Here is a 23,593-nt window from a genome sequence, read left to right on the forward strand (position 1 = left end):
AGGAGTGCCCGATGAGCCATTTATCATCTGCGCGTGAAGAATTCGAAACCGTTTTGCAGCCATTGACCAGCGTGCCGGTTGAGCGAGAATTACCGCTCGGCCAGCGCCTCTGGCAACAGGCTTGGCTGCGTAAAAGCCTGATCCTGATTTTGCTCGCGGTGCTGTGGGAAGTGGTTGCGCGCATTCAGAACAACGACCTGCTGCTGCCAAGTTTCCTGCAAACCGGCAGCGCGCTGTATGACGGTTTGCTCAGCGGCGAACTGCTGGGCAAAGTCTGGATTTCGCTGGTGGTGTTGCTCAAGGGTTACCTGATCGGCATCGTCTTGGCGTTTGCCTTGACCACGTTGGCGGTGTCGACGCAGTTCGGTCGCGACTTGCTGAGTACCTTGACCTCGATGTTCAACCCGCTGCCGGCGATTGCGCTGCTGCCGTTGGCGCTGCTGTGGTTTGGCCTGGGGCAGAACAGCCTGATTTTCGTGCTGGTGCATTCGGTGCTTTGGGCCCTGGCGCTGAATACTTATGCCGGGTTTCTCGGCGTCTCGGAAACCCTGCGCATGGCCGGGCGCAACTATGGCCTCAAGGGTATGCGCTTCGTATTGTTCATCCTGATCCCGGCGGCGCTGCCGTCGATTCTTGCCGGGTTGAAGATTGGCTGGGCGTTTGCGTGGCGAACGCTGATCGCGGCGGAATTGGTGTTTGGCGCGACCAGCGGCAAGGGTGGGCTGGGCTGGTACATCTTTCAGAATCGTAATGAGCTGTACACCGACAAGGTGTTTGCCGGGTTGGCGGTGGTGATTTTGATTGGGTTGCTGGTGGAGAATCTGGTGTTTGATTCGCTGGAGCGGGTGACCGTCAAGCGGTGGGGGATGCAACGCTAAGATTTGCGGTGTCTGGTCTGGCCCCTTCGCGAGCAAGCCCGCTCCCACATTGGTTTTGCGATCGACACAAATCCAATGTGGGAGCGGGCTTGCTCGCGAAGGCGTCAGTGCAATCACCACCCAACTAAAGGATGTTTGCTAGCATTGCGTCTGAATCAGCCCAACCAAGACACGAGTGCTCAGCATGCAACTTCCGGACATGAACCTGTTGGTCGCCCTCGACGCCTTGCTCGACGAGGGCAGTGTGGTGGGCGCCGCACGGCGGATGAACCTCAGCCCGGCGGCCATGAGCCGAACGCTCACGCGTATCCGCGAGGCCATCGGCGACCCGATTCTGGTGCGCGCCGGTCGAGGTTTAGTCCCGACGCCCAAGGCGCTGGAGCTTCGCGAGCAGGTGCGCGACGTCGTGGAGCAGGCCGCGCTGCTGTTTCGCTCGGCCGATGCGGTGGAGTTGGGTTCGTTGCGTCGTCGTTTCAGCATCCGCGCCAATGACTTCTTCGTTGGCGTCTACGGCGGCAAGCTGTTTGACACCCTCGACCGCCAGGCGCCGCATTGCGAGCTGCGCTTCGTTCCCGAAGGCGATGGTGATGATGAAGCGCTGCGCGAAGGGCGGATCGATCTGAGCATCAGCAACACCCGCCCGCTGACCCCGGAAGTGAAGGTTCAGAACCTGTTCTCCACCCATTTCGTTGGCCTGGTTCGCGAGGACCATCCGCTGTTCGACGAAGAGATCACGGCCGAACGTTTCGCCGGGTTTTCGCATATCAGCATGTCCCGTCGCGGCATTGCTCGTGGGCCGATCGATAGCGCATTGAACGCCCTTGGTCTGGAGCGACGGGTGGCGGTGATTGCGCCGAGTTTCCACGCCGCGATGTTTGCGCTGCCGGATTCTGACTTGATCCTGCCGGTGCCCAAGGAAGCGTTGTTGAGCGTGCGGCGCCTGGGATTGAAGCTACGCTCGTTTACCCTGCCGATTCCCTTGCCCACCCTGATGCTGACCCAGGCCTGGCACCCGCGTTTCGACAAGGATCCGGCACATCGCTGGCTGCGTGAAACGCTCAAGGCGTGCTGCGACGAGACGTGGCTGGCCGCACAACCATCTTGAAGTTCACCCCCATCCCTGTGGGAGCGGGCTTGCTCGCGAAGGGGCCGTTACTTTCAACATCTGCTTTGAATGACACACCGCTTTCGCGAGCAAGCCCGCTCCCACAGGGGATTTGTATTGCTGCATCGGGCGCACTTATAACCTGCCGATAAGTCAGTTTTCGTAACGTCCCACGCTTCTTAAAATGCTCCGGTATTCAACCCCGGAGCTTGCAGCAAATGACTTCCCTCACGGTCACGGCACCTCTCGCCGCGGCCTCTCCGGCCGCCGTTACGCCACCCGTCTTCGGCCCGCGAATCATCATCGGTCTGGTGGGCGTGTTGCTAGCGGTGCTGGTGTCGGGTCTCAACGAGATGGTGACTAAGGTTGCCCTGGCCGATATTCGCGGCGCATTGGCCATCGGCTACGACGAAGGCACCTGGCTGGTCGCCTGCTACACCGCGACTTCGGTAGCCGCCATGGCCTTCGCGCCATGGTGTGCGGTGACCTTCTCGCTGCGGCGCTTCACCCTCAGCGCCATCAGCGCCTTCACCCTGCTGGGCGTGTTGTGCCCGTTCGCCCCGAATTACGAAAGCCTGCTGCTGATGCGTACTTTGCAAGGCCTGGCCGGCGGTGCGCTGCCGCCGATGCTGATGACCGTCGCGCTACGCTTTTTGCCGGCCAACGTGAAGCTGTACGGTCTGGCGGGTTATGCGCTGACGGCCACTTTCGGCCCAGGGCTCGGTACGCCTCTGGCCGGTTTGTGGACCGAGTATGTCGGCTGGCAATGGACCTTCTGGCAAATCATCGCCCCGTGCCTGATTGCCATGGCAGCCGTGGCCTACGGCTTGCCGCAGGATCCGCTGCGTCTGGAGCGCTTCAAGCAATTCAACTGGCGCGGCTTGCTGCTGGGGTTTGCGGCGATCTGCATGCTGGTGATCGGTATTCTGCAGGGCAATCGTCTGGACTGGTTCGAGTCGAGCCTGATCTGCGGACTGCTCGGCGGTGGGTTGCTGCTATTGGTGCTGTTTTTGATCAACGAATGGTCGCAGCCGATCCCGTTTTTCAAGATGCAGATGCTCGGCATCCGCAACCTGTCGTTCGCCTTGCTGACCTTGGCCGGCGTGTTGGTGGTGCTGCTGGCGGTGATCATTATTCCGTCCAGTTACCTGGCGCAGGTCCAGGGTTATCGTCCGGTTCAAACCGCCCCGATCATGCTGCTGGCGGCCTTGCCACAGTTGATCGCGCTGCCGTTGGTGGCGGCCTTGTGCAACTTGCGTTGGGTCGATTGCCGCTGGGTGCTGGGGCTCGGTCTGAGCATGTTGGCGCTGTCGTGCATCGGGGGTTCGCAGCTGACATCGGTGTGGATTCGTGACGATTTCTACGCGCTGCAATGGTTGCAAATCTTCGGTCAGCCCATGGCGGTGCTGCCGCTGCTGATGCTTTCCACCGGCAGCATCACGCCAATGGAAGGCCCGTACGCCTCGGCCTGGTTCAACACCGTGAAAGGCCTGTCAGCGGTGATCGCTACCGGAGTGATTGAGGCGTTGACCACGGCAAGGCTGCATTTCCATTCGACCATGCTGGTGGACAACCTCGGCAACTCTCCTCTGGCCAATAGCGACAGCACCGGCCTTGCCCATCGACTGCATGAGCAGGCCGTGGTGCTGACCTCGTCGGATCTTTATCTGTGCATGGCCGGCGTCGCGCTGATGCTGATCCTGCTGATTTTCTGGCTGCCGACGCGGATTTACCCACCGCGCGCACCGACATGAACGCTTCACTGAAACAGAAGGTTTTTATGACGACTCAAACAAAGCAAAAAGTGGCTGTCGGCGTCGCCGCAGTGGTGGCGGTCGGCGTGCTGGTTTACCTGTTGGCGCCAGGCCTTTTCGGCAAGCGCACCCAGCAGAACACCAACGATGCCTTTGTCTCGGCAGACTTCACCCTGGTGGTGCCTCGCGTGGCGGGGTTCATCAAGGAAGTGCTGGTGGAAGATAACCAGCAGGTCAAGGCCGGGCAGTTGCTGGCCTTGATCGATGACCGCGACCTGCGTGCCGCCGCTCAAGCTGCCGACGCCGAAACGTTGGTGGCCAGGGCGCAATTGCAAAATGCTCGGGCAACCCTTGAACGCCAGGCTTCGGTGATCGCTCAGGCCCAGGCCACGGTGGTGTCGGCGAAGGCTGAAATGGCCTTCGCCGAGCATGAACTGAACCGCTACAACCACCTGGCCGGGGTCGGTGCCGGCACGGTGCAGAATGCTCAGCAAGCGCGCACCCGCATCGATCAGGCTTCGGCGCGGTTGGCCAACGTCACGGCGGTGCTGGCGGCGGAGCGTAAACAGGTGGAGATCCTCACGGCTCAGCGCGACGCGGCCGAAGGCGGATTGAAGCGGGCGCAAGCGGCGCTGGAAATGGCCAGCTACGAGCTGTCTTACACGCGCATCGTGGCCCCGCAGGACGGCATGGTGGGCGAGCGGGCGGTGCGGGTCGGCGCTTATGTGACGCCGGGCAGCAAGATTCTGGCGGTGGTGCCGCTGGCACAGGCTTACGTGGTCGCCAATTTTCAGGAAACCCAGCTGACCGACGTGAAGCCGGGGCAGGACGTGCAAGTGCGTGTCGATAGCCTCGGTGGCGAAGTGTTGACGGGGCGTGTCGAGAGCATCGCGCCGGCCACGGGTGTGACGTTTGCGTCGATCAAACCGGACAATGCCACCGGCAACTTCACCAAGGTGGTGCAGCGGATTCCGGTGAAGATTGTGCTGGAACCGGGTCAGGCATTGGCCGAGCGGTTGCGGGTGGGGATGTCGGTGGAGGCGAGGATTGATACGGCCGGTGGGGTGACTGCGGCTGAGGTGGTTCAGCGATGAAGCGCTTTGTTGACTGGGCTGACGCCTTCGCGAGCAAGCCCGCTCCCACAGGGGATCTGGGTGATGCCCGAGCTTTGTGCGCAAAAGGAGATCCCTTGTGGGAGCGGGCTTGCTCGCGAAGAGGCCAGTGGCCTCAACTCACCTTATGCGCCTTGCTGGTCATGAGCCTTTCAGCCTGCACCGTCGGCCCCGACTTTCAAAAACCTCAACCACAACAAATCACCGAATGGTCGAAGCCGTCCAAATCCGCCGCCAGCGAAGCAGTCCCCGCCGACATGAACGAACACTGGTGGGAAGTCTTCAACGACCCGAAACTCGCCGCTCTGACCCAACGCGCCCTGACCGATAACCTCGACCTGAAACTCGCCAGCAGCCGTTTGCAGCAAAGTCGCGCCGCGCGCCAGGTGATCACCGCTGAGCGCTACCCCAACACCGCCGCCACTGGCAGTTACGGGCGCAAACGCAACAGCGGCGAAGGCCTGAACGACCCATCAGGCAACAGCGGCGACTCGGCGTTCAACCTCTGGGACGCAGGCTTCTCCGCGTCTTGGGAACTGGATTTCTGGGGCCGTGTGCGCCGCGAAACCGAAGCCGCCGACGCGACCCTGGAAGTGGCGGAAAACGATCGTCGTGGCGTGCTGCTCTCGGTACTCGCCGAAACGGCTCAGGACTACATCCAACTGCGCGGCGTGCAGAGCACCCGGGCCGTTACCGAGCAAAACCTCGAGGTCGCCCGACACAGCCTGAAACTCTCGCAACTGCGCCTGGCTGACGGCGTTGCCACCGACCTGGACGTCGCCGAAGCGGCCGCCCAAGTCGCGGCCATCGAGTCGCGCCTGCCGACACTGGAGCAGCGCCAGTCGCAACTGATCAATGCGCTCAGCCTGTTGATGGGCGAACCGCCGCAAGCGCTGCACGCCGAGTTATCCACAGACGCCCCCGTGCCACCAACCCCGCGTCAGGTCGCCATCGGCCTGCCGTCGCAACTGGCCGAACGCCGTCCGGACATCCGTCAGGCCGAAGCCCGCCTGCATGCCGCCACCGCGAGCATCGGCGTGGCCAAGGGTGACTTCTATCCGCGGATCACCCTGTCGGGCAACATCGGTTCGCAGGCCATGCAGCTGAGCAATTTCGGCTCCTGGGGCTCGCGCGCGTTCGGCATCGGCCCGCAATTCAGCCTGCCGCTTTTCGACGGTGGCCGCCTGCGCGGGGTCCTGAATTTACGCGAGGCCCAGCAACAGGAAGCCGCCATCGCCTACCAGCAAACCGTACTGCGCGCATGGCATGAAATCGACGATCAACTGAGCGCCTACAACGCCAGCCAACTGCGCCGCGACAGCCTCGCCGAAGCCGTCCGACAAAACCAGATCGCCCTGCGCACCGCGCAGCAGCAATATGTGGAAGGGGTGGTGGATTTCGTCAACGTCCTCACGGTGCAAGGCGCGCTGTTGGCGACTCAGGAGCAGCTTGTGGAGAGCTCGACCGGAGTGTCGCTGGCGATGGTGGGTTTGTATAAGGCGTTGGGTGGGGGGTGGGAGTCGGTGTATCCGTTGGCAGAGACGGTACAGCGTTAATTTCGTGGGGGTAAATCGAAAAAACCGGCCGAGGCCGGTTTTCTCACCCTAACCGCCAGCGAACTTAATCACTGCGTACAAGGTTCAGTGGTGTGCCAAAGTTAGGGGCAAATGGTTTTGAAAGCAATGATTGACCAAAGGACTGTCTCGTAGGAAATGTCCTGATTTTTTTATGTGGGATTTGGTCTACCTGAACCGGCGTTAATATTGCGGCCCATATGCCTAACAAGCGCCGTCATCTCATGCTTCCCAACTCTTACTCGCCACCTGCTGCAGACCGCGCCATGGGCAACGATCTGTTATGTGCTTTCTATGTCGTGTCTAAACGCAAGCTCGCAGTCCTGTTTGGCGCGACCTTCGGTTTGTACTTCATGTATCGAAACTGGAAAAACTAACGAGCGGCTACGATAAAGCAGACAGTTGGCTGCTCAACCAGCGAAATTCTCGATCTTTACCTGACCATCCGGAAAAGTAGCGATGATTTCAAGTTCGCCGCCCATCGCGCGGATGTAGTTACGTAATGTGCTGATATACATATCAGTGCGACGTTCCATCTTGGAAATCGCTGCCTGATTGATATGCAGGGTTTCTGCAAGCGTGGCCTGGCTGAGTGCTTTGGCCTGACGCAATTCGTGCAACGGCATTTCCTTTATATGTTGTTCATAAATCGACTCGGCGCGTGCCCGGGATTCGGGTGTCATCCGCGCTTCGAGTTCGGCAAATTTCTTAGCCATCGTTGTGACCCTCTTTGCGCAATGTGTCGAGATGCTCATCGTACAGCTGATCGGCCAGCGGTACATTGGACTTCATACCATCGATCCTGACCGGTTTTATCACCGCCAATCAACAGCAAGGCACACCGCCTGGGATCGAATGCATACAGGATGCGAAAAGGACGCCCTGCATGCTGAACCCGTAACTCTCTGAGATGGCCGTGGCGTGAGCCATTTATGCCTGAGCTGTGGGGAAACCTCAGCCCGGGCCGAATTGACCGAGCAGCTTGACGCTTGCAGCCACAGAGCTCTGCTCGCTTTCGCTCAGATCCGTCCACCAGTCACCGAACTCGTCGGTGTATTCAATATCCCAATTCATGGGGCGAAATATGCACCTTGTGGAATATTCCATCAAGGTTATATTTTCGATAGGTTGAGGCCCTTTTAGCCAACGAGACCTTTTCCGATACTTCGCTTTTCCAACAAGTGTCGGCTATCCACTTGACGCCCACCCACCCTGTCATAGACTCCGCTCATCCGTCAGGGAGATACGGTTATGCGGCGTGTTCGTGTTTGGGTTATTGGATTGACCTTGGTTACCTGCGCCGTCGAGGCGCAAACCCCCGCGCCAGACGATCCGCTGTTGGAAAACAGCGCCGCTGGCAGCAATGCGCCAGCCAGCAGCGAGGCCCGTGGCGTGTTGCGGGCCCGGGATCAGGCGGTGCTTGCCAGTGAGTTGTCCGGGCGCATTGTCGAGTTGCCGTTCAGTGAGGGCGAGTCGTTCAAGAAGGGCGATACGCTGGCGCGTTTTGATTGCTCGGCTTATCAGGCCCAGCTCAATGCGGCGCAGGCCGCCAGCCGTGGCGCGGGTGAAGAGCTGTCCCACAACAAACAGCTGGCGGCGTTGAATTCGGTCGGGCGTTTTGAAGTGGCGCGGGCCGAGGCCAAGGTCAGCGAAACGCAGGCGCAGTCTCAGGTTTATCAGGTTCAGGTCAAACGCTGCAGCGTGCTGGCGCCGTTCGATGGCCAAGTGGTCGAGCGTAAGGTCAAACGCTATGAAAGCGTGGCGGCCGGTACGCCGCTGCTGGATGTGGTCGACAACCGCACCCTGGAAATCCATCTGCTGGTGCCGTCACGCTGGATGGCACGGCTCAAACCCGGTCAGACCTTCAGCTTTGTCCCCGATGAAACCGGTCAGCCGCTGGATGCCACGGTCAAGCGCCTCGGCGCTCGAATTGACGAAGGCAGCCAGACCTTGTTGCTGGTCGCGACGCTGCCCAATGCCAACGGTTTGCTGGCCGGCATGAGCGGCACGGCGCGTTTCGCGGAGCTTAAATGAACGCGCCCGTTGCCGGCGCTGCCGAACAGGTCTTTGCCAGGTTTCTTGATCTCGAACGCCTGACCCGCGCTGCGCGCACGCCTGCGCAACTGGCCTACAGCCTGGTCAATGAGGGGCAGGCGTTGTTTGGTTTTCGTCACGCGGCGCTGTTGATCGCTGGCAAGGTGCAGGCGGTGACGGGCGTCAGTGCCGTGGACCCGAATGCGCCGTTCGTGGCGTTCGTCGAGCAGGCGGTGGCGCAGTTGTTCAAGGCCGGTGTGCTGAAGCAGGCACGGGTGATCCCGGCGAATGGGCTCAGCGAATCGATCCAGGCCGATTGGCAAAGCCTTTCGGCGGCTCAGGTGTTCTGGTTGCCGCTGATCGATCACCAGGGTGAGGTGTTTGGTGGCCTGTGGCTGGCGCGGGACCTGCCGTGGAATCCTTCCGAGCAAGTGCTGCTGTCGCAACTGGGCGACACCTACAGCCACGCCTGGCTGGCGCTGCAACCGCGCAAACCGTGGCGGCTGCGCTGGACACGCAAACGTCGGGTGGCACTGGTCGCCGTGCTGTTGCTCGCGCTGCTGATTCCGGTGCGCCAATCGGTGCTGGCGCCGGCAGAAGTGGTGCCATTGGGTGGCCGCGTGGTGGCGGCGCCACTGGACGGAGTGATTGCCGAGTTCCTGGTCAAACCCAATCAAACGGTGAAAGCCGGCGACCTGTTGCTGCGCTTTGAAAGCACCACGCTCAAGGCCCAGGCCGATGTGGCCGAGCGCGCCTTGGGCGTGGCCGAAGCTGAGTTGAAAGCCAATTCCCAACGCTCGTTCGCTGATGCTGAATCCAGCTCGAAAATCGATCTGTTGGCTGCGCGAGTCGAGCAAAAACGCGCCGAACGGGATTACGCCCGCGAACTGCTCAAACGCAGTGAAGTCCGCACCGAGCGTGGCGGTATCGCGGTGTTCGCCGACGCGGAGCGCTGGACCGGTAAACCGGTGCAGACCGGCGAGCGGCTGATGGAAATTGCTGACCCGACGCAGGCCGAGTTGCGCATCGAACTGGCGGTCGGCGATGCTATTGCCCTTGAGCCGGACGCGCAGGTCGCGCTGTTTCTCGACAGTGATCCGTTGCAACGGCACCTGGCGAAACTCGAACGCTCGGCCTATGAGGCGCAACCCACCGCTGCCGGGCAACTGGCTTATCGTCTGGATGCGAATTTCGAGGGCACACCGCCGCGCATCGGTCTGCGCGGAACGGCGAAAATTTTCGGCGACCGTGCACCGCTGGCGTTGTACCTGTTGCGTCGACCGCTGGCCGGTTTGCGCCAGAGTGTGGGTTTTTAGATGAGCCTGCCGAGCCTTCGGGCCGATTTGCAACTGTCCGTGGCGGCTCCGGCCCTCGATGGTTCGCCGCGCTGGACCCTGGCTGACCCGGTGCGCGGGCGCTATTTCAAACTGGGCGCCGCCGCGATGCGTTTGCTGCGTCATTGGTCGTTGGGTGATCCCGAACAGGTGCTGCGCGCCGCCAACCGCGAGCCCGGGTTGCCACTGGATGGCGCTGAGCTTGAGCAATTGCTGGGCTTTTTGCGTGGCCACGATCTGATCAGCGCGCTCGATCCGCAACAGCGCGCCAGCTACAGCCTGAAGGCGGCCGCCCAGCGTCAGACGCTGTGGCAGATTCTGCTGCACCAATACCTGTTTTTTCGCATTCCGTTGTGGCGTCCGGACGCGTTTCTCAATCGCGCATGGCCGTGGCTGGAACGCTTCGGCCCACGCGCGCTGCGCTATGGATTGCCCGCGACGTTGGGGCTTGGGGTGTTTCTGGTGTCTCGGGACTGGCAGCGGTTTATCGCCACTTTCCCGCATCTGTTCAGCCTCGGCGGCGCGCTGGCGTTCGGTGTGGCGTTGTTCTTTGCCAAGCTCTGTCACGAGTTCGGCCACGCCTTCATGGCCAAACGCGCGGGCTGTCGGGTACAGAGCATGGGCGTGGCGTTCATGGTGTTGCTGCCGATGTTTTACACCGACGTCAGCGATGCCTGGCGGGTCAATGATCGCCGCGCGCGGCTGCTGATTGGTGCCGGTGGCGTGCTGGCGGAATTGCTTCTGGCGAGCATCGCGCTGCTGGTCTGGTCACTGCTGCCGGACGGTCCCGGACGCACGGCGGCGTTCATGCTCGCCAGTGCCACCTGGATCACCACGCTGGTGATCAACCTCAACCCGTTCATGCGTTTTGACGGTTACTTTTTGCTCAGCGATTTCTGGGAAGTGGACAACCTTCAAGGGCGAGCCTTTGCCTTGTGCCGTTGGCGGTTGCGCGAGTTTTTGTTCGGTTATGGCGCGGCGGCACCGGAGCCCTGGTCGCCGAAGATGCAGCGCCGATTGCTGATCTGGGGTTATGGCGCGTGGCTGTGGCGCGCGGCGTTGTTTTTCGGGATCGCGCTGGCGGTCTATCACCTGTTCTTCAAAGTGTTGGGGATTTTCCTGATGCTGGTGGAATTGGTGTGGTTCATCTTCCTGCCGATCTTGAGCGAGTGGCGGCAATGGTGGAGTCGACGGGAGCAGGCGTATGCACCACGCGTGTTGCTCAGTGGTCTGGCCTTGCTCGGACTGGTGTTGGTGTTGGTCCTGCCGTGGCGCAGTGCGGTGGAGCTGCCGACGATGCTTGAAGCAGGACGCGCCAGTGCGTTGCATGCGCCAGTCGCGGCGCGAGTCAAAACGGTGAATGTGCAGGACGGCCAAGTGGTTGCCCAGGGCGAGGTGCTGATCGAGCTGGAGTCGCCAGACCTGGACTCGCGCCAGGCCATCGTTCGTCGCGAGATCCAGATCCAGCAGTTGCAGATGCGCCGTCAGGCCAGTCGCAGTGAAACCGTCGCCGACGCAGGTATTGTCGAGCAACGTTTGGCGGAGGCGGTGGCCGACTATCGCGGGCTGGCGGCGCAGCGCGAACGTCTGTTGCTGCGCGCGCCCCACGCCGGCACCGTGCGCGATCTGTTGCCGCAACTGGTGGTCGGTCGCTGGCTGTCGACCAAGGATCCTCTGGCGCGTGTCGTTGAAGACGGCGCGCGTTTGCGTGGCTATCTGGCCGAAGCCGAACTGTGGCGCGTGGCGCCGGGGGCCACCGGACGGTTCATCGCCGATGATCCGATGCACCCGGCGATCGCCGTGCAATTGACCGAAATCGACACCAATGGCGCGGCCTATGTCGATCAGGAAGCGCTGACGTCCGATCACCACGGGCCGATCGCCGTGCGCCGGGATGCGCATCAACGGGCTGAACCGGTGCAGGGGCAATACGGGGCGCGGTTGAGCACCCTCGAAGCCGCACCGACGCCGATGCAACCCTTGCGCGGCGTGGTGGTGTTGCAGGGCAGCGGCGAGTCGTTGTTGGGCGTGGCCTGGCGACGCATGGCTGCGCTGGGTGTCAGGGAAAGCGGTTTCTAAGGAGAGCAGGTGATGGCAACTACCGATTCAGTGTCGGCCGATGGCTTGGTGGTTCGGCCCTCGCGGACCAGCGATGGGCCTTTTCTACAGAGTCTTTATCAGGCGGCGCGGCCGGATCTGCAGTGGATCGACGGTGAGCGGGAAGTGGTCGAGCAGGTGGTCGCCCAGCAATTTCAGGTGCAGGAGCAGGGTCTGGGCGAACGCTTCCCCAACGCCATGCACTACGTGATTGAAAAACTCGACACGGCCATCGGCGCGCTGACCACTGATTTTGGTCCCAATGAAATTCGCGTGCTGTACCTGGCGTTCATTCCAAAGGCGCGTGGCCAAGGTTATGGCCGCAAGGTGCTGCAAGGTGTGCAGAAAGCTGCGCAACAGATTCGCTGCCCGGTGGCCACAGTGGTCTGGGCCAGCAATCCTCATGCGCGCCAGCATTACCTGGCGCTGGGGTTCCAGGTTGAAGAGCGCAACCCGGCGGCGGAGCGGTTGGTGTGGTATCCACAGGGTTGAATCCACCACCGATCATGTGGGAGCGGGCTTGCTCGCGAATGCGGTGGATCAGCCCAGTTCAATGTTGAATGTTAAGCCGCATTCGCGAGCAAGCCCGCTCCCACATTGGGATTTCGGTGTGTTCAGTTGAAGGCGATGTAGAAATACCCCATACACGGATCACGCCCCATGGCCGGAACACGGGAGACAAAAATGTCCTGCACCTGACCCAGCTCCGGCAACTCCAACGCACACAATCCATCGACAAACGCTGTGGGTTCCAGGCTTTTAAATTCGACACTGAACGGCACGCGCTCGCTGTTTGGCATCCGCGAACGGGGCGTTTCCTCAAGCGTGTCGATATGGATCGGCAATTCACTGCCATCCGGCAGCCGCAGCGCTCCCGTCTTGCCCAGCAGGGCCTGAAAGTGCTGGCTTTGAACCTGTTGCAACATGGCGTCACTCCCGAAAAAACGGCCGGGGGATTTGAACCCCCGGCCAGACCTCAGTTGCGAGAAGGGAATAACCCGTTCAAGGCAATGCTGAAGTTGAGCACCAGGAACGGGTTCATCGTCTCCATCGGCAAACCGTTACCGGCGGACGAGATTTCTCCCGTCACTGCCGTGGCCACACCCTTGAGCGGCACGGCCGCAGCACCTTGCGCATCGGAGAAGATGCTCGCCGAGCCCGGGCCGCCGCCTGAGGCGCCGATGTACGAGTTGGTCGCGGTTGGATTGGTGACCGGGTTGCTCGCCGGGCTGGCCAGTTGCAGGGTGGTGGTGGCCGTGAGCCCGGACAAGGCGTGGGTGTGATTCGGCAGGTTGGTGATGGTCGCGGTGACGTTCTCGGTCCCGGAGAATTCGCCGATGACGCGCGGGGTCAGGCCCAGCCCGTTGCCTTGGGCAATTGGCACTCGGCCTTGCAGGTTGGGTAGCATGAAGTTGGTTGAGCCATTGCCTCCATAGTAGGTTCCCAGCAGTGAGAAAAGCGCCTGGTATTGCGAGACCCCTAGCGTCTGGCCGTTGCACAAGGCCCAGCCGTTAGGCGCAAAGTTAAAGGCGAAAGACTGCACAGTGCCCATGAATACTTCCATAGTTCCTCATCCCTCAGGTTGGTTGTGGCGCGCCACGCAGATTTGCCCGTACGGGCACCTCGTTGCGAATTGCCGACTCCATTCATCTCCGTGGCTGGGTCACGCCACGCCAGAGCGTAGTAGATCCGCTTGAACTGCCGAATGTCGTTGGTCGCAAAGCCAGCATCGACGACGGCGCTGTCGCTGCCCTACAGTGATTGCAGGCTTCAACGCTTTTTCACCGGCAGTCCTGAGGGGAGGCAATGGAGGCGTACAGAGAATTGCCGCTCGACGGCACCCAAGGCCCGCAAGCGACACCCGGTGCCTGGGCGATTGTTAAGCGCCTGCTTCGGTGGGTGCGCGAGCATTGGCTGTTGCCGATCCTGGCCTTGGCCGCGCTGGTGCGTTTCTACGACCTGACGGCAGCGGCTATCTGGGGCGACGAAGGTTCCAGCCTGCTGCTGAGCCACTATTCTCTTGGCGATATCTGGCTGCACGCCGCCCACGATGTCCACCCGCCGCTGTATTTCATGCTGCTGCATGGTTGGGTCGAGTTGTTTGGCGACGGTATATTTTCGATCCGCTGTCTCAGCGCATTGCCCGGGATTGCCACGGTGTGGCTCGGTGTGTGGCTGGTGGACTTGCTCGCCACCCGGCGTGCCGCGTTGCTAACCGGTTTGCTGCTGGCGCTACTGCCCACGGCAGTGCGTTACAGCCAGGAAGTGCGGATGTATGCGCTGCTGGGCCTGTGGCTGATCGGCGCGACGATTGCCTTGGTCTACTGGATCAGATATCCCCGGCGCACGCATTATCTGGTGGCGTATGTGCTGCTCATGAGCGCTGCGTTCTACACCCATTACTTCACCGCCCTGTGCGTGCTTTGCCACTGGCTGTATCTGGGGGTGATTCGCCTGCAGCCAGGCTATCGCCTGCGGCATATTCAACGCCCCGGCTGGTGGCTGGCGAACGTGGCCATCGTGCTCTTGTACTTGCCGTGGGTGCCGAGCCTGATCGATCTGCTCCAGCACATGGATCAGCTCAAGGCCAATGGTGATGTGGGGTGGGAGGCACCGGTCACGCTCGGCTCAATGCCTTCGATGATCTGGTCGTTTTTGATCCAGGACGATGGCGAGAACCTGCCGACGCTGATGTTCATCACCTTGCCTTTGGCGTTGCTGGCCCTGGCCTGGGTGGCGCTCGTCCGTGATCGCAGTGTCATCCGTGGCAGTGCCTTGGTGGTGATCTATACCGTTTTGCCGTTGTTGCTGGTGTTTTCGGTGTCGTTGATCTCGCCGGTGTTCATCGAGCGTTACCTCACCGCCTACGCCCTCGGCCTGCCGATGATTGCCGCGCTGGCCATTGATCGCCTTTACTCGGGTTTCCGGGTGCTGGCCGTGGCGATACTGGTGTTGTTTGTCGGTGTCGAACTGGTGGGCCTGAACAACAACGCCACGGTCGATACCAACGATCAGCTGAGCGTCATGGTCAATTACGTCAATCAGCACTTCGTTGCCGGTGACCGGATCGTCACCAGCGACATGCTCTGGTACCTCAGCTACGTCTATTACAACCGCACCGACGCAAAGCCGTTGCTATACACGCCACCGTTAGCCGGTGGAGCTTCGAGCCGGCCGAATGCCTACGGGTTCGGTACGCTGGTGACCCCGGACATTTACCTCGACAGCCTGGGCGAATTATCCAAAGGCACGGGACGCGTGTGGTTGATCGGCACTGTCGGTGTGCCAGACGAGTTCGCGCCGTTGCCCGCCGGCTGGCAGCGCGTTGGCGAAACGCAGGCAGGCGGCGCCAATGCGCGGTTGTTCGTGTGGCATTGAGTCAGTAACAAAAATCTCGTTTTTCAGACGATTTAGCTTCGATTTGATATCAAAACACTACTACTGATACCGCGATTCATAGTCTACGCTCCGTCATACATAAAGGACTTATGCTCAGGTGAAGGGATGCAGCAGTACCACTTTATCTCCGGCTTGCCGCGCTCAGGCTCGACCCTGCTTTCTGCAATCCTTTTGCAGAACCCGCGCTTTCATGCCGGCATGACGAGCCCCGTTGGCGCATTGTTTTCCGGTGTTCTGGAACAGTGCAGCGCCGGCAGTGAATTTGGCGCGGTGATCGATACCGATCTGCGCCGGCGTTTGCTGCGCGGTCTGTTCGATTCCTTCTACGCCGACAAGGCCGACAAACCGGTGGTGTTCGACACCAACCGGCTATGGAGCTCGCGCCTGCCGGCCATCAGCGATCTGTTTCCACAAGCCAAGGTCATTGCCTGTGTGCGCAATGTCGCCTGGGTCATGGACAGCATCGAGCGTCTGTACCGCGCCAACCCCTTTGAAAACACCAAGCTGTTCGGCGATGCGATCGAGCGCAACACCGTCTACAGCCGCTGCGAAACCCTTGCCCAGCGCAATCGCCTGGTGGGTTTTGCCTGGGCGGCGCTCAAGGAAGCCTATTACGGCGAACACGCCGACTCGCTGCTGATCGTCGACTACGACCTGCTGACCCAGGCGCCTGACCGGGTGATGCGGCTGGTCTACGACTTCATCGGCGAACCCGGGTTCGAGCATGACTTTGACAACCTCGCCTACGACGCGCCGGAGTTCGACCAGGCCCTTGGTGTTTCGGGCTTGCACAAGGTCAAGCCGAGGGTCGAACTGCAATCGCGGCGCACGATCCTGCCGCCAGACTTGTTCAAGCAATACTCGGAATTGTCCTTTTGGCTCGATGGTTCAGCCAGCGCCGCCAATGTCATTCGCATGAAAGCCGACGCCGCGATCAGTTGATCGCGGCTTTTTCATTTTCGCGTCACGAAAGTTCGAGTCCGGGTGAGCAGCATGTGGTGGAGCAAAGGCAAGTCGCGGGTTACCCAAGGCGCACGGGCACGGGCACTGGCCTCGCCGATGATCATGTCGCTGGAGCCGCGAATGCTGTTCGACGGCGCGGTCGCGGCCACGGTAGCGGATGCCGCCCAGCCTGACAGCCATCCCACGACCGACGCCGCGAAAGCGCCCGCGACCGATCAGCCGGTCGCCAGCAAGGACACCCACGGCCAGGCAGACGCCGCGCCCGCCACAGCACCCGTTGCCGTGCCCGGCCAGAGCGTGGTGTTCGTCGATTCCCGGGTCAAGGATGCCGACAGCCTGCTCAAAGGCGTGGCGCCCGGCACCCAAGTGGTTCAGCTGGACGCGAGCCGGGACGGCTTGCAACAGATTGCCGATTATCTGGACACCCATCAGGGCGTCAGCTCCGTGCAGATTATTGCCCACGGCAACGCGGGCGATCTGTGGCTGGGCGACAGCTATCTGTCGGCCGACAACGTCGCGGCCCGCAGTGCGGTGCTGGCGGACATCGGCAAGGACATGAATGCCGGCGGCGACATCATGATCTACGGCTGCTACACCGCCGAAGGTGAGCGCGGCTTGAGTTTTGTCGACTCGCTGGCGCAATTGACCGGCCGTGATGTGGCAGCGTCCAGCAACCGTACCGGGGTCGGTGGCGACTGGGATCTGGAAATTGTCACCGGCAACATCGAAAGCGCCAACGTGCTGTCGACCACGGCCATGAGTGAGTATCAGTGGGGCCTGGCGACCTGGACCGCCACCAACAACGCCAACACGGGTGTCGGCTCGTTGCGTGCCGCCATCGCCTCGGCGCAGAACGGCGATATCGTCACGTTCAGCAGCGGCATGACAGTGCAATTGACGTCCGAACTGCTGATCAACAAGAACATCACCGTCGATGGCGACCTGAACAACGACGGCGCGGCTGACGTGATTCTCGATGGTCAGTACCGGACCCGAGTGATTGAAATTGTCGCGGGCAGAACCGTGACCCTTGATGGCCTGGTGATTACCCGTGGCCTGGTGGCGGGCACGGGTGGCAACGGTGGCTACGGCGCCACGGGTGCAATGGCCGGGGGGATTTTCAACGCCGGCATCCTGACCCTGAACAACGTCAGCGTGACCTCCAATGCCGCTTCCGGTGGCGGTGGTGGCGGCGGTGTGACGCCAGCGAATTACGGCGGCGGTGGCGGTGGCGGCGGCGGCCTGGGTGGCCAGAGCGGCGGGCATGGTGGCTCGGCTGGCCCGGGCACCGGCACGTTGGGCGGCCAGGCGGGCAGCGCCAATGCCGGTGGCTATGGCGGCGGTTATGACGCGACCCACATGGGCGGTCGCGGCGGCACCAGCACCGGCGGCGCGGGCGGCGTGGGGGTTTCCTATTACAGCAACGGCGGCAACGGTGCGACGGCGACCAATGGCACGATTTCCATTGGAGGCGGTGGCGGCGGCGCCGGCTGGGACAAGGTCGGTGGCGCCGGCGGCAACGCGGCGGGCGGGATCTACAACGCTTCCACCGGCACCCTGACCATCATCGGCACGTCGAGCATTACCAACAACATTGGTGCCGGCGGTGGTGGCGGCGGCGGTGGTGGTTACGGCAGCAATGCCTCCAATGGCGGCATCGGCGGCCGGGGCGTCGGCGCGATCTGGAACAAAGGCACGCTGTTGATGACCGCCGCCAACTTCGCGGCACTGGCCGGCAATGCCGCGGGCAGTGGTGCCGGTGGTGCTGCGTTGGGCGGCGGGACAACCGGCACTTCGCCGACCGCCGTTTCGACCATCTTCAACGACGGCGGTGTACTCAACACCGCGTATGCGCCGCCACCGACCGCGACCATTGTGGTCGCTGACACCGCCCTGAGAATCGGCGAAACGTCGTTGGTAACGATCACTTTTTCCGAAGCCGTGACCGGTTTCACCAACGCCGACCTGACGATTGCCAACGGCACGTTGACGGCGGTGAGCAGCAGCGACGGCGGCATCACCTGGACGGCAACCTTCACGCCAACCGCCAGCATTTCCGACACGACCAACCTCATCACCCTGGACAACACCGGGGTGATCAACGGTTTGGGCACTGCCGGCGTCGGTACCACCAACTCCAATAACTACGTCGTCGATACCTTGCGTCCGACCGTCGGCATCGTATTCACCGACACCGCGCTGCGGGTCGGCGAAACCTCGTTGGTGACCTTCACCTTCAGCGAGGCCGTGACCGGTTTCACCAATGCCGACCTGACGATCGCCAACGGCACCTTGACGGCCGTAAGCAGCAGCGATGGCGGCATCACCTGGACGGGGACGTTCACGCCGACCGCCAGCATCACCGATGCGACCAACCTGATCACCCTGGACAACACCGGAATCGCCGACCTGGCCGGCAACGCCGGCAGTGGCACCACCGATTCAAACAACTACGCCATCGATACCGTGCGCCCGACCGCGACCATTGTGGTGGCCGACACGGCACTGAGAATCGGCGAGACCTCGCTGGTCACCATCACCTTCAGCGAAGCCGTCAGCGGTTTCACCAATGCTGACCTGACGATTGCCAACGGCACCTTGACGGCGGTGAGCAGCAGCGACGGCGGCATCACTTGGACGGCGACCTTCACACCGACCGCCAGCATTAACGACACGACCAACCTGATCACCCTGAACAACACCGGGGTCGCTGACCTGGCGGGCAACGCCGGCAGCAGCACCACCGATTCCAACAACTACGCCATCGATACATTGCGTCCGACGGCAACCATCGTGGTGGCAGACAACGCGCTGAAAATCGGCGAAACCTCGCTGGTGACCATCACTTTCGCCGAGGCGGTGAGCGGTTTCACCAACGCCGACCTGAGCATCGCCAACGGCACGTTGACGGCCGTGAGCAGCAGCGACGGTGGCATCACCTGGACCGCGACGTTCACGCCGACCGCCAGCATTTCCGACACGACCAACCTCATCACGCTGAACAACACCGGGGTCAGCGACCTGGCGGGCAACGCCGGCAGCGGCACCACCGATTCGAACAACTACGCCATCGACACCGTGCGGCCGACGGCAACCATCGTGGTTGCGGACAACGCGCTGAAAATCGGCGAGACCTCGCTGGTCACGATCACCTTCTCGGAGTCGGTGAGCGGTTTCACCAATGCCGACCTGACGATCGCCAACGGCACCTTGACGGCCGTGAGCAGCAGCGACGGCGGCATCACCTGGACCGCAACCTTTACCCCGAGCGCCAGCATCAACGACACGACCAACCTGATCACACTGGACAACACGGGGATTGCGGATCTGTCGGGCAACGCCGGTAGCGGCACCACCGATTCCAATAACTACGCGATCGATACGTTGCGTCCAACCGCTACGATCGTGCTGGCCGATACCACCCTGACCGCGGGCGAAACCTCGCTGGTGACCATCACCTTCTCCGAGGCAGTGAGCGGTTTCACCAACGCCGACCTGACGATTGCCAACGGCACGGTGACCGCCGTGAGCAGCAGCGACGGCGGCATTACCTGGACCGCGACCTTCACCCCGACCGTTGGCGTGAATGACCTGACCAACGTCATCACCCTGGCCAATACGGGCGTGGCCGACCTGTCCGGCAATGCGGGTAGCGGCACCAGCAACTCCGGCAACTACACGATCGACACCGTGCTGCCGACCGCCACCATTGTGGTCGCCGACAACGCGCTGAGAATCGGCGAAACGTCCCTCGTGACCATCACCTTCTCCGAGGCGGTGACCGGTTTCACCAACGCCGACCTGACGATTGCCAACGGCACGTTGACCGCCGTGAGCAGCAGCGACGGCGGCATCACTTGGACCGCGACCTTCACGCCGACCACCAGCATCACCGACGCGACCAACCTGATCGTCCTCGACAACAGCGGCGTGCAGGCAGCCAGCAGCGGCAACGTCGGCAGCGGCACCAGCAATTCCAACAACTACGCGATCGACACCGTGCGTCCGACGGCTACGGTCGTGGTGGCGGACACGGCACTGAGAATCGGCGAAACCTCGCTGGTCACGATCACCTTCTCTGAGGCGGTCAGCGGTTTCACCAACGCCGATCTGACCATCGCCAACGGCACGTTGACGGCCGTAAGCAGCAGCGACGGCGGCATCACCTGGACGGCGACCTTTACCCCGAGCGCCAGCATCACCGACACGACCAACCTCATCACCCTGGACAACACCGGGGTCGTGGACCTGTCCGGCAACGCCGGCAGCGGCACCACCGATTCCATCAACTATGCGATCGATACGTTACGTCCGACCGCGACCATCGTCCTGGCAGACACAACCTTGAGTGCTGGCGAAACGTCGCTGGTGACCATTACGTTCTCCGAGGCGGTCAGCGGTTTCACCAACGCCGACCTGAGCATTGCCAACGGCACGTTGACGGCGGTGAGCAGCAGCGATGGCGGTATCACCTGGACCGCGACCTTCACCCCCACCGTGGGTGTGAATGACTCGAGCAACGTCATCACCCTGGCCAATACCGGCGTGGCTGACCTCGCCGGCAATGCGGGCACTGGCACCACCAACTCCAGCAACTACACGATCGATACCGTGATTCCGACCGCGACTATCGTGGTCGCCGACAACGCACTGAAAATCGGCGAAACCTCGCTGGTGACCATCACCTTCTCCGAGGCGGTAACCGGATTCAGCAACGCCGACCTGACGATTGCCAACGGCACCCTGGGCGCGGTGAGCAGCAGCGACGGCGGCATTACCTGGACGGCGACGTTCACGCCGACCACCAGCGTCACCGACACGACCAACCTGATCACCCTGGACAACAGCGGCGTGCAAAACGCCTCGGGCAACGCCGGTATCGGCAGCACCGATTCCAACAACTACGCCATCGACACCGTGCGCCCGACGGCGACTATCGTCGTGGCCGACGCAGCGCTGGGCGTTGGCCAGACCAGCCTGGTAACCATTACTTTCAGCGAGGCAGTGAGCGGTTTCACCAACGCCGACCTGACCATTGCCAACGGTACGTTGACGGCCGTGAGCAGCAGCGATGGCGGCATCACCTGGACCGCCACCTTGACGCCGGCGGCCGGCATCACCGACACCAGCAACATCGTAACCCTGGACAACACTGGCATTCAGGACCTGGCGGGCAACGCCGGTAGCGGTACCACCGATTCCAACAACTACGCCATCGACAGCCAGCGCCCGACAGCCACCATCGTGTTGAGCGACACAACGCTGAAACCGGGCGAAACCGCGCTGGTGACCATCACCTTCAGCGAGGCGGTCAGCGGTTTCGACAACAGTGATTTGAGCATCGCCAACGGCACGTTGAGCGCAGTCAGCAGCAGCGACGGCGGGATCACCTGGACCGCGACCTTCACCCCGACCCTCGGTGTGACCGATGCGACTAACCTCATCACCCTGAACAACACCGGAATCACCGATGTGGCAGGCAACGCCGGCACGGGCACCACCAACTCCGCCAACTACGTGGTGGAAACCCAGGTGCCGACCGCGACCATCGTGATCGCCGACAACGCCCTCAAGGCTGGTGAAACCTCGGGTGTGACCATTACGTTCTCGGAAGCGGTCAGCGGCTTCAGCAACGCCGACCTGACCATCGCCAACGGCACGTTGAGCAATGTGTCGTCCAGCGACGGCGGCGTCACCTGGACCGCGACCTTCACGCCAACGGTCGACGTGACGGACAGCACCAACCTGATCAGCCTCGACAACAGCGGTGTGCAAAACGCCTCAGGCAACAGCGGCGTGGGCGTGACCGATTCCAACAACTACGCCATCGACACGGCGCGGCCGACCGCGACCATTGTGGTCGCGGACACTCGCCTGGGCATCGGTGAGACCACTACGGTCACCATCACTTTCAGCGAAGCGGTGTCCGGTTTCGACTTGTCGGACCTCAGCGTGGCCAACGGTGTGCTGTCCAACCTGGCCAGCAGTGACGGCGGCAAGACCTGGACCGCGACCCTGACGCCGACGGCGAACATCAACGACACCACCAACCTGATCCTGCTCGACACCGGCAACGTCGCCGACGCGGCAGGCAACGCCGGTGCCGCGATTGCCATCTCCAACAATTATGCCCTTGATGCCACGCGCCCGACGGCGACTATCGTGGTCGCCAATCCGCATCTGGGCATTGGCCAGACGACGCTGGTGACCTTCACCTTTAGCGAGGCGGTGAGCGATTTCGACTTGTCGGATCTGAGCGTGACCAACGGCGAGTTGAGCAACCTGGCCAGCAGCGACGGCGGCAAGACATGGACCGCGACTTTCACACCAACCGCGAACCTGTCCGACCCGAGCAACTTCATTGCCCTCGACACCAGCAATGTCACGGACCTGGCCGGCAACACAGGCAGCAGCATCGCGGTCTCCAACAATTACGCCATCGACGGCGAACGGCCGACCGCCACCATCGTCGTTGCCAACCCGAACCTTGGGGTCGGCCAGACGTCGCTGGTGACCTTCACTTTCAATGAGGCGGTGAGCGGTTTCGACCTGTCCGACATCAGCGTGGCCAACGGCACGTTGTCCAACCTGTCGAGCAGCGACGGCGGCACAACCTGGACCGCGACGCTGACACCCACCAGCAACATCAGCAACGGCAACAACGCAATCAGCCTGAACATCGCGGGTATCAGTGACGGTTCGGGCAATGCCGGCAGCGGCACCAGCCAGTCGAACAGTTATGCGATCAACACCGTGTCGGTGCCGTCGTCGCCGATTGTGGTGGTGTCGGCGGATCCGGAGTTCCGGGTTACCGAGCCGGTGACGCTGCCCGATCAGCCAAACGTGCCATTGCAGCCGATCATCTTCACTGCGCCCACGGGGGATCTTGGTTCGCCGTTGACCTTCACGCCGCTGTTCGAACAACGGGTTATCGGCAACGGCATCCGCCCACTGGGGGACATTTTCATCAACCGTGGCGCGCTCTCGCCAAGCTTCATCGCTCAGGTGTTCAGCAGCAGCGACAGCGGTGGTGACGGCTCAGGCCAGGGCTTCCTCGGCTTTGGTGGCGGCGATGGCGGGGTGTTCAGCACCAGCACGCTGTCGAGCCTGTTCAATCAGGACACCGGCAGTGAGCGAGGCGAGCTGAACTCTTTCGGCAGTCATTCGATCAGGGGCTCGGATGTTTCCCAAGGACTGCGCGGTGTGTTTGGCGCGTTGACGCTGAACCAGCAATTGCAGCAACTCAAAGACACCGAGCAACGGCAGGTCGACAGCCTGGCCGCAGCGTTGAAACAGGTCGGTATCAGCGAAATGCAGGCCTGAAAAAACCATAAAACCAGTGC

At 61.9% G+C, this 23,593-nt stretch carries 15 protein-coding genes and 1 pseudogene; 12 read left to right on the plus strand and 4 right to left on the minus strand.

What is annotated here, in order from left to right:
* Positions 1 to 11: 11 nt before the first annotated feature.
* The 5 genes from ACA049_RS00705 to ACA049_RS00725 all read left to right on the plus strand — a co-directional run bounded on the left by ACA049_RS00705 (position 12) and on the right by ACA049_RS00725 (position 6,405).
* Entirely contained in the window at positions 12 to 878 is an 867-nt protein-coding gene (locus ACA049_RS00705) for an ABC transporter permease (protein WP_497332337.1), read from the plus strand.
* A gap of 184 nt (positions 879 to 1,062) precedes the next feature.
* Complete coding sequence (locus ACA049_RS00710; protein ID WP_497332339.1) at positions 1,063 to 1,983, plus strand: LysR family transcriptional regulator; 921 nt, start codon at positions 1,063 to 1,065, stop codon at positions 1,981 to 1,983.
* Between the two features lie 218 nt (positions 1,984 to 2,201).
* Positions 2,202 to 3,737 carry an MFS transporter gene (locus tag ACA049_RS00715; protein WP_497332341.1) on the plus strand — a complete coding sequence of 512 codons (1,536 nt, stop codon included), beginning with the start codon at positions 2,202 to 2,204 and terminating at the stop codon, positions 3,735 to 3,737.
* Positions 3,738 to 3,763: 26 nt separating this feature from the next.
* Entirely contained in the window at positions 3,764 to 4,831 is a 1,068-nt protein-coding gene (locus tag ACA049_RS00720; protein WP_497332343.1) for an HlyD family secretion protein, read from the plus strand.
* Positions 4,828 to 6,405, plus strand: a complete 1,578-nt coding sequence (locus tag ACA049_RS00725; RefSeq protein ID WP_497332345.1) for an efflux transporter outer membrane subunit — start codon at positions 4,828 to 4,830, stop codon at positions 6,403 to 6,405. The genes ACA049_RS00720 and ACA049_RS00725 overlap by 4 nt, the downstream gene beginning before the upstream one ends.
* Positions 6,406 to 6,833: 428 nt before the next feature.
* Here ACA049_RS00725 and ACA049_RS00730 read toward each other — a convergent pair whose 3' ends face one another.
* Together ACA049_RS00730 and ACA049_RS00735 are read right to left on the minus strand one after the other, a co-directional pair.
* The gene (locus tag ACA049_RS00730; RefSeq protein ID WP_083375321.1) at positions 6,834 to 7,139 is read right to left on the minus strand and encodes an XRE family transcriptional regulator; all 306 of its coding nucleotides are present in this window, start codon (positions 7,137 to 7,139) and stop codon (positions 6,834 to 6,836) included.
* Positions 7,132 to 7,497: pseudogene (locus tag ACA049_RS00735) on the minus strand (type II toxin-antitoxin system RelE/ParE family toxin). The gene ACA049_RS00730 and the pseudogene ACA049_RS00735 overlap by 8 nt, the downstream one beginning before the upstream one ends.
* A gap of 177 nt (positions 7,498 to 7,674) precedes the next feature.
* Here ACA049_RS00735 and ACA049_RS00740 point away from each other — a divergent pair.
* The 4 genes from ACA049_RS00740 to ACA049_RS00755 are packed head-to-tail and all read left to right on the plus strand — an operon-like array spanning position 7,675 to position 12,380.
* Positions 7,675 to 8,457 (plus strand): efflux RND transporter periplasmic adaptor subunit, encoded by a 783-nt coding sequence (locus ACA049_RS00740; protein WP_497332347.1) that lies wholly within the window; start codon positions 7,675 to 7,677, stop codon positions 8,455 to 8,457.
* On the plus strand, positions 8,454 to 9,773 hold the full coding sequence (locus tag ACA049_RS00745) for an efflux RND transporter periplasmic adaptor subunit (protein WP_497332349.1): 1,320 nt from the start codon (positions 8,454 to 8,456) through the stop codon (positions 9,771 to 9,773). Before ACA049_RS00740 ends, ACA049_RS00745 begins: the two co-directional genes overlap by 4 nt.
* Complete coding sequence (locus ACA049_RS00750; RefSeq protein WP_497332351.1) at positions 9,774 to 11,870, plus strand: site-2 protease family protein; 2,097 nt, start codon at positions 9,774 to 9,776, stop codon at positions 11,868 to 11,870.
* 12 nt (positions 11,871 to 11,882) lie between these two features.
* Positions 11,883 to 12,380 carry a GNAT family N-acetyltransferase gene (locus ACA049_RS00755; RefSeq protein ID WP_497332353.1) on the plus strand — a complete coding sequence of 166 codons (498 nt, stop codon included), beginning with the start codon at positions 11,883 to 11,885 and terminating at the stop codon, positions 12,378 to 12,380.
* 122 nt (positions 12,381 to 12,502) lie between these two features.
* Here ACA049_RS00755 and ACA049_RS00760 read toward each other — a convergent pair whose 3' ends face one another.
* Together ACA049_RS00760 and ACA049_RS00765 are read right to left on the minus strand one after the other, a co-directional pair.
* Positions 12,503 to 12,814, minus strand: a complete 312-nt coding sequence (locus ACA049_RS00760) for a DUF6916 family protein (RefSeq protein WP_497332355.1) — start codon at positions 12,812 to 12,814, stop codon at positions 12,503 to 12,505.
* Positions 12,815 to 12,864: 50 nt separating this feature from the next.
* Positions 12,865 to 13,452, minus strand: a complete 588-nt coding sequence (locus tag ACA049_RS00765; protein ID WP_497332357.1) for a phage tail protein — start codon at positions 13,450 to 13,452, stop codon at positions 12,865 to 12,867.
* A 242-nt stretch (positions 13,453 to 13,694) separates the two neighbouring features.
* Between ACA049_RS00765 and ACA049_RS00770 the strand changes: the two genes are divergently transcribed.
* From ACA049_RS00770 to ACA049_RS00780, 3 genes are all read left to right on the plus strand, one after another.
* Positions 13,695 to 15,266: a glycosyltransferase family 39 protein gene (locus ACA049_RS00770; protein ID WP_497332359.1), complete on the plus strand. Its 1,572-nt coding sequence runs from the start codon at positions 13,695 to 13,697 to the stop codon at positions 15,264 to 15,266.
* Between the two features lie 126 nt (positions 15,267 to 15,392).
* On the plus strand, positions 15,393 to 16,229 hold the full coding sequence (locus ACA049_RS00775) for a sulfotransferase family protein (protein WP_497332361.1): 837 nt from the start codon (positions 15,393 to 15,395) through the stop codon (positions 16,227 to 16,229).
* Between the two features lie 51 nt (positions 16,230 to 16,280).
* On the plus strand, positions 16,281 to 23,573 hold the full coding sequence (locus ACA049_RS00780) for an Ig-like domain-containing protein (protein ID WP_497332363.1): 7,293 nt from the start codon (positions 16,281 to 16,283) through the stop codon (positions 23,571 to 23,573).
* Positions 23,574 to 23,593 lie beyond the last annotated feature (20 nt).

This window comes from Pseudomonas sp. LBUM1662 (genome assembly GCF_059695915.1).